This window comes from Ferrovibrio sp. (assembly GCF_025869515.1).
Lineage (GTDB): Bacteria > Pseudomonadota > Alphaproteobacteria > Ferrovibrionales > Ferrovibrionaceae > Ferrovibrio.
Map to the genome: position 1 here is coordinate 1 of NZ_JAOZVR010000069.1, position 7,329 is coordinate 7,329.

Below are 7,329 nucleotides of genomic sequence, written 5' to 3' on the forward strand. Positions count from 1 at the left end.
ATCAACGGGAATAATAAAGACAAAAGGGCAATTTTTGAGGATTGCCAATATTTGAGAGGCAGGCAAACTCTCCATCCGTTCACTGGGGAGAGAGATTACATGAACAGTCTCATTGCATCGCTCACTGCGAGCACATGGTTCGGCTATGTGGCCCGCATCCTGCTGACCTACATATTCTGGGCGAGCGGCATCTCCAAACTCGTGGACTTCCCGGCCGCCGTTGCGGAGATGCAGCATTTCGGCCTCAATCCACCGGCGTCCTTCGCAATTGCCACCATCTTCGTGCAGCTTGCCGGCTCCCTTCTGGTCATCCTCAACCGGTGGACATGGCTCGGAGCAGGCGCACTCGGCGTCTTCACCGCGCTCACCATCCCGATCGCTCACACATTCTGGACGATGGAGGAGCCATTAAAGACCGTCGAGTTCTACATCGTGATGGAACATATCACCGTGATCGGCGGCCTGATGCTTGCGGCCTGGAAAGCCAGCGAGTGAGGCTGGCGGGCAAGAGACCGCGGGTAACGACGCCACCGGAACGGCTCACGTGCCCGCCACGAGCCGCCCTGTGGGCTGGCGAAGACCGATGAGCACGCCGGCAAGGGCAAATCCTCCTCCGATGTAGTGGAAGCTCTCCAGCCGCTCTCCGAGCAGGATCATCGCCAGGACGGCGACGAGCACCGGGAATAGATTGAAGAACATCGACGAGCGGGCCGCGCCAAGTTCACGCACGGCGATCATCCACATGAATGGCCCGAGCAGCGATGTCGGCAGCGCCGCATAAAGAACCAGCGGCAGGTTGACCGCCGTCAGCGGACTTTTCTCGCTCATCATCCAGAACGGCAGCAGGATCATCACCGCCGCCCCGATCTGCCACCAGAGTTGCAGCCAGGTCGAAATCGGAATGCGCCAGCGCTTGAGCAGCACGCCGTAGAGAGCGCTGGAAAAGACCGCGACGAGCATCAACCCGTCGCCGACGTGAACGCCGCCACTCGTGAGGGTCGCCATATCGCCCCGCGCCGTCAGATAGAGAAGGCCGACGAAGGACACGATACCACCGAGGATGCGGGCCGCGGTCAGCTGCTCATTCGCGATGAGCGCAGCCAGAAAGGCCGAGACAAGGGGAATGAGCCCGATCAGCACGCCCATATTGACGGCGGTCGTGGTCTTTGCCGCCTCATAGGCAAGGCTCTGATAAGCAACCATGCCCATCAATCCGAGAAATGCCAGTTTGGGAGCGTAGCGAAGGGTGACTTCGCGTTCGTTCCAGGCGGAGCGCCGTACGAAGGGCATCAGCACCAGAAAGGCGATCACCCAGCGATAGAAGGCGATGGAAGCCGGATGAATGACATCGATCGCGGCCTTGCTGACAATTGTGTTGCCGGACCAGATGACGACCGTTGCAAGCGCCAGCATGACGGGCACCATCGGCAATCCATTGCCCGCCTCACTCCCCTGTTTCTGAAACTTCGCCATGACCGCGCCTCGCATTCTTCCGTTCGGCCTTCTCTAGCAAATGTCCAAATCTCGCAATATAACGAATATCAGACAATCAATTGCGAGGAGACGCCATGCCCGTCCAGTATGGCCATATCGATGGAGAACCGCCGCAGCCGGTCTTCCTGCGCACGGAATACTATCGCGCGGGAACCTTTTTCCCTCCGCGCCGTCAGCCTTGGGCAGAACTGAACTACGCGCTGGAAGGCGTCTCGGAAATCACCATCGAAGGCATCCCGTTTCTCTCGCCACCCCATTATGCGATCTGGATTCCGCCGGGCTTCCGCCATGAGGCCGTCAATCGTCACGATATCCGCTATGCCACGGCCTATATCGAAGCGGCGCTCTGCGCGGACTTGCCGGCGGAGCCCTGCACCCTGGCGCTCAGCCCCCTACTGAAGGCCATTTTCGCGGACTTCGATGCGCGTGGCGTTCGACATCCGCAAAGCGATGCCGACCTGCGGCTTGCCATGGTGATCGTCGATCAGGTCCGATCCGCGCCGCGCGTCCTGCACTACCTGCCCTCGACCGACGATCCGCTTCTCGCTCCGGTATTGCAGGCGCTGCAGGACGATCCCGGCGACAAGCGGTCGGCGGCGGAATGGGCACGCTTCGCCGGCACGACGGAACGCACGCTTGCCCGCCGAGCGCAGGATCTTCTAGGCATGCCCTTCAACGACTGGCGACAGCGGCTGAAGCTGGTCACGGCGCTTTCGCTGCTGGAAGAGGGACATAGCGTGCAATCGGTGTCGCACCGGCTGGGTTATGGCAATGCCTCGGCCTTCATCGCCATGTTCCGGCGACTGACCGGGACAAGCCCCTCGCAGATGCGCAGCAGTCAGAAAAAAGGCCCGTCGGAATAACGGGCCTCAATCAAGCGGGATAGGACGGCGACCTCAGATACCGTCGATCGCATGGAGCCAGCCATGCCGGTCATTGCTCTGGCCGCGCTGGATGCCGACGAGCGCATCGCGAAGCTTGGTCGTGACGGGGCCGTTCTGGCCGCCGCCGATCTGGAATTCGCCTTCCGGATACTTGACTGTACCGATGGCCGCGACCACGGCGGCAGTGCCGCAGGCAAAGGCTTCCTTGAGCTTGCCGCTGGCGACATCGGCCTTCCATTCCTCGAAGGAATAGGGCTTCTCATGAACGGTAACGCCTTCCTCGCGGGCAAGCGAGATCAGCGACTTGCGGGTGATGCCCGGCAGGATCGTACCGCCGAGCGGCGGGGTGACGATGGAGCCATCCTCGAAGACGAAGAAGACGTTCATACCGCCGAGTTCCTCGACCCATTTATGCTCGGCAGCATCGAGGAAGACGACCTGATCGCAGCCCTTGGCATAGGCTTCGGCCTGCGCAACGAGGCTGGCCGCATAGTTGCCGCCGCACTTCGCAGCGCCGGTTCCGCCGGGAGCCGCACGCGTATAATGTTCGGAAACCCAGATGCTGACCGGCTTGGCGCCGCCCTTGAAGTAGGGACCGACCGGCGAGGCGATGACGCAGAAGATGTATTCCTTCGACGGACGCACACCGAGGAAGTTCTCGCTGGCGAACATGAAGGGGCGCAGATAAAGGCTCGCGCCCTCGCCCTGCGGGATCCACTTGGCATCGAGCCGAACCAGCTTTTCGACGGCCTCGATGAAGGCCTCTTCCGGGAGTTCCGGCATGGCCATGCGACGGGCGGATTCGTTGAAGCGGTGGGCATTCTCCTCGGGGCGGAACAGGACCGCGCGGCCGTCGGAGGTGCGATAGGCCTTCATGCCCTCAAAGATTTCCTGGGCGTAGTGCAGAACGCTGGACGCCGGATCGATCGGGAACGGCGCGCGCGCCGTCACCTCTGCGGAATGCCAGCCCTTGCCTTCGCTCCAGCGGATCACCGCCATATGGTCGGAGAAGAGCGTACCGAAGCCGAGATTTTCGAACGCCTTCAGACGGTCGGCTTCGGGCATCGGATTGGTATTCGGCTTGATATCGAAGGTAAGGCGGGGCGTTTCGGCTTGCATGGATGGTGATCTTTCAACTGATCTCTAAGGTGGCGCAAACTGCCGCTTTGGCCGGGATTTTTCAAGGCATTTCGTGACGCCTGCCCAAAGTCAGGTCGGCAGCACCAAACAGCCGCGCGGCAGGTGTCGAGCGAGGTCCGGCGCCGCTCAGGGATCGCTGCTATCGTCCGGATCGTCGGCGCACGGCCAGCCTGCCGGAGGGACCAGTCCGGGCGGCAGGCGCGTGGAGGCGTCGCCGCAGGCCAGGTCGATCTGCTCCTGTTCCAGCCCGGTGGCCGAGGAAAGATCGAGGCCCTCGATACGGGTCAACAGCAGGAAGGCGTTGCGGAAATCGAGCGGGCCGGTGAAAACCGCATCGTTCAGGCGTGCGCGCGCCAGATTGGCCATGGTGAAGCGGCTACCAGTGATCGTCGCCCCGCGGAAATCCGCCCGGCCGAGTTCAGCCTTGGTGAAATCGCTGCCTGCAAGTTGCGCCTCGCGGAAATCGGCACGCTGGACCTCGGCATTGACGAATGTGGCGCGGTCGGCGGTGCTGCGGGCGAAATTGCTTCTGTAGGCCTCGACCTTGTTGAAGTTGGCGCCTTCCAACTTGGCCGCGACGAAGGACGCCCGGACCATCTTGCCCTTCTCGAGGTTGGCCGATTTCATCGAGGAGCCACGCAGGTCGGTGAAGGAGAAATCGGTCTTGGTGAGATTGGCGCCGTCGAGTTCGCTTTCCGTGATGATCAGCATCGACTTCTTGCAACCGCTCCAGTCGATACCCTGCTGGGCGTAACTTCGGCAATCACCGGCGTTCGCGCCGCCAGCTATGGAAGCAATCGAAATAAGCAGCGTCGTCGCCGCCAAAGCTGCAGCCTGCCGCGACGGCAATCGCCCGCCAAAAAGGATCGTCATCATTTCGCTCCGCAACCAGCTCGGAAGCGCGACATCGCGCCATCACACCCATTTATCTAGGAAAACTGTAGCGGCATTAAAACAGGGAAATCGAGGCTGGCGATCAAAATCGAGAGACCCGCCCAACCGGCGACCGGCTCTTGCCCGACAATCACGGACAGGCGGTCCGGGCGGCCCGCCTGCCGGCCATTACATGTTCGGATAAACCGGGCCTCGCCGCTTTGTGGCGGCGCCCAGTTAATGTTCTGATTCGAGGCCTTGATGTCGTAGGTCTCGCCGCAGTTCCAAGCGTTGACGACATGGTTCAACTCGCCGTCCCTCCCGGGCCTTTCATTGATGCTGGCCGGACTCGAATTGCGCGGCAACGGCTAGTTCCACTGCTGGCTACGCCACTCCCACGGAGTGACCTTGCCATCCTTGTCACTATCAGCGGCCTCAAAGCGAGCCTTGGCATTGGCAATGAACTCGGCCTGGGAAACGCTATCGCTCTTGTCCACGTCCATGGTGCCGAAGCGGTCACTCTTTTGCTTTTCCCGCTCAGCCTGACGGCTCTTGTTCCAGCCATCCTGTGGCCCCATGCGGACAGCCATGTATTCTTCCATCGTCAGTTCGGCGTTGTCGTCAGAATCCATTGCGGCGAACACATCTTCTGCCGCCGAGGCAGCCTCCTCCGCGCTGATAACGCCATTTTCATCTGCGTCGATGATCGGGAACCGGCCACGACCGGGTGCGTTCATCATCATGCCGCCACGGCCCCAACCGGGCCCCCCGCCAAAGCCATACGGCTGCGCTTCTGCGACACTTGCCACGAGGGCGGCCGCAAGGGACAGAGTAACAAAGGTCTTCAATTTCCGTGCCATCCGCTCAATCCTCCAAAGTTTCGGGTGTAAGATTACGCCGATGGATCGCCCTGCGATCTCGTCGGATGGATTGTATATTAATACATCAATTCATATTAACATTGATATGTATCAACGGAAACGTATCGAGCTCGGAGCGAGCGCGAACCATACCCTGAGCCCAAAACGCGAGCACCTGACGTCCGGCGGGACGTCAGGTGCTCGGTCACTTTACGATGGAACCTTGCGAGCCCAAGACCTTGGCTTGTCGGTCTGGGAATTGAACTATCACATGTTCGGGTAGACAGGGCCTTCACCGCCTTGTGGCGGCACCCAGTTGATATTCTGGTTCGGGTCCTTGATATCGCAGGTCTTGCAGTGGACGCAGTTCTGGGCGTTGATGACGTAGTTCATCTCGCCGTCCTTCTCGACCCATTCATAGACGCCCGCCGGACAGTAGCGTGTCGACGGACCGGCAAAGATGCCGAGTTCGGACGACTTCTGCAGCGCGACGTCCTTCACCTGAAGATGGACCGGCTGGTCTTCCTCATGATTGGTGTTCGACAGGAAGACCGAGGACAGGCGGTCGAAAGTCAATACTCCGTCCGGCTTCGGATAGGCGATCGGCTTGTGCCTGGACGCCGGTTCCAGCGATTGGGCGTCGGTCTTGCCATGGCCCAGCGTACGGAAGAAAGAGAAGCCGAAGAGCTGGTTGGTCCACATGTCGAGCCCGCCGAGCGCCACGCCGACCGCCGTGCCGAACTTCGACCACAGCGGCTTGACGTTACGAACGCGCTTCAGGTCCGTGCCGATATCGGTCGAACGCCATTCGTTCTCGATCTCGACCGGCTCGTCATTGGCGCGGCCAGCGGCAATCGCCTCGGCGATCTTTTCCGCCGCCAGCATGCCGGAGAGCACGGCGTTGTGCGAACCCTTGATGCGCGGGACGTTGACGAAACCGGCGGAGCAGCCGATCAGCGCGCCGCCCGGGAAAGAGAGCTTCGGCACCGACTGGTAGCCGCCCTCGGTGATCGCACGGGCGCCGTAGGACAGGCGCTTGGCCCCTTCGAAGGTCGGAGCGATGGTCGGGTGGGTCTTGAACCGCTGGAATTCCTCGAAGGGGAAGAGATAAGGGTTCTTGTAGTTCAGGTGGACGACGAAGCCGACGGCTACGAGATTGTCCTCAAGGTGATAGAGGAAGGAGCCGCCGCCAGTCTTCATGCCGAGCGGCCAGCCGAAGGAGTGCTGCACAAGGCCGGGCTTGTGGTTTTCCGGCTTGACCTGCCAGAGTTCCTTGAGACCGATGCCGAACTTCTGCGGCTCGCGATCCTTCGAGAGATCGAACTTGGCGATGAGCTGCTTGGCGAGCGAACCGCGCACGCCCTCGCCGATCAGCACGTACTTGCCGATGAGCGCCATGCCGCGCGTGTAGTTCGGGCCGAGCTCGCCGTTCTTCTCGATGCCCATGTCGCCGGTCGCAACCCCGATCACAGCGCCCTCGTCGTTGTAGAGCACTTCGGTCGCGGCAAAGCCCGGATAGATCTCGACGCCCAAGGCTTCCGCATGGGTCGCCAGCCAACGACAGACATTGCCGAGCGAGACGATGTAGTTGCCGTGATTGTTCATCAGCGGCGGCATGGCGAAGTTCGGAAGACGGATGGAGCCGGCCGGGCCGAGGAACAGGAAGTGGTCGTCGGTAACAGGCGTCTTGAATGGATGATCCGCCTCGTCACGCCAGTCCGGCAGCAGCCTGTCGATGCCAACAGGGTCAACGACCGCGCCCGAGAGAATATGGGCTCCGACTTCGGCGCCCTTTTCCAGCACGACGACGGAAAGGTCGGGATTGACCTGCTTAAGCCGGATAGCCGCCGAAAGACCGGCAGGCCCTCCCCCGACAATCACGACGTCGAATTCCATGCTTTCGCGTTCGGGCAGTTCCATTTCTTCGCTCATCATCCTCTCCGCTTAACCGATCCCCTTTTTTCGGCTTCTTCATTGTCAAAACACAAGCGGCTTGTCGAGCCGGGATGCGACAAGCTCTGGCTCGAAATTATGGTCTGGGATCATTCCCAACCAGAATATCTACCGTTTACGTTCAC

8 protein-coding genes are annotated in these 7,329 nt (G+C 60.9%); 2 read left to right on the forward strand and 6 right to left on the reverse strand.

Annotated features, from left to right (window positions below; translation table 11 throughout):
- Positions 1 to 495: DoxX family protein (locus OJJ21_RS10880; protein ID WP_297686075.1), on the forward strand; the 495-nt coding region annotated here is incomplete at its 5' end.
- 45 nt (positions 496 to 540) lie between these two features.
- Here the strand turns inward: OJJ21_RS10880 and OJJ21_RS10885 are convergent.
- Positions 541 to 1,473: a DMT family transporter gene (locus OJJ21_RS10885; RefSeq protein ID WP_297686077.1), complete on the reverse strand. Its 933-nt coding sequence runs from the start codon at positions 1,471 to 1,473 to the stop codon at positions 541 to 543.
- A gap of 95 nt (positions 1,474 to 1,568) precedes the next feature.
- On the opposite strand from OJJ21_RS10885, the gene OJJ21_RS10890 reads away from it, so the two are divergent.
- Positions 1,569 to 2,357, forward strand: coding sequence for a helix-turn-helix transcriptional regulator (locus tag OJJ21_RS10890; protein ID WP_297686079.1), 789 nt, complete (start codon positions 1,569 to 1,571; stop codon positions 2,355 to 2,357).
- A 33-nt stretch (positions 2,358 to 2,390) separates the two neighbouring features.
- Here OJJ21_RS10890 and OJJ21_RS10895 read toward each other — a convergent pair whose 3' ends face one another.
- The 5 genes from OJJ21_RS10895 to OJJ21_RS10915 form a co-directional block, all read right to left on the reverse strand.
- A complete protein-coding gene (locus tag OJJ21_RS10895) occupies positions 2,391 to 3,497 on the reverse strand; it encodes a branched-chain amino acid aminotransferase (RefSeq protein ID WP_250944067.1) in 1,107 nt (368 codons plus the stop codon).
- A 147-nt stretch (positions 3,498 to 3,644) separates the two neighbouring features.
- Positions 3,645 to 4,229: a pentapeptide repeat-containing protein gene (locus tag OJJ21_RS10900; protein WP_297686084.1), complete on the reverse strand. Its 585-nt coding sequence runs from the start codon at positions 4,227 to 4,229 to the stop codon at positions 3,645 to 3,647.
- Positions 4,230 to 4,447: 218 nt separating this feature from the next.
- Positions 4,448 to 4,699 (reverse strand): hypothetical protein, encoded by a 252-nt coding sequence (locus OJJ21_RS10905; RefSeq protein ID WP_297686086.1) that lies wholly within the window; start codon positions 4,697 to 4,699, stop codon positions 4,448 to 4,450.
- Between the two features lie 60 nt (positions 4,700 to 4,759).
- The gene (locus OJJ21_RS10910) at positions 4,760 to 5,251 is read right to left on the reverse strand and encodes a hypothetical protein (protein ID WP_297686088.1); all 492 of its coding nucleotides are present in this window, start codon (positions 5,249 to 5,251) and stop codon (positions 4,760 to 4,762) included.
- A gap of 267 nt (positions 5,252 to 5,518) precedes the next feature.
- Positions 5,519 to 7,183, reverse strand: a complete 1,665-nt coding sequence (locus OJJ21_RS10915) for an electron transfer flavoprotein-ubiquinone oxidoreductase (RefSeq protein WP_297686090.1) — start codon at positions 7,181 to 7,183, stop codon at positions 5,519 to 5,521.
- Positions 7,184 to 7,329: the final 146 nt, after the last annotated feature.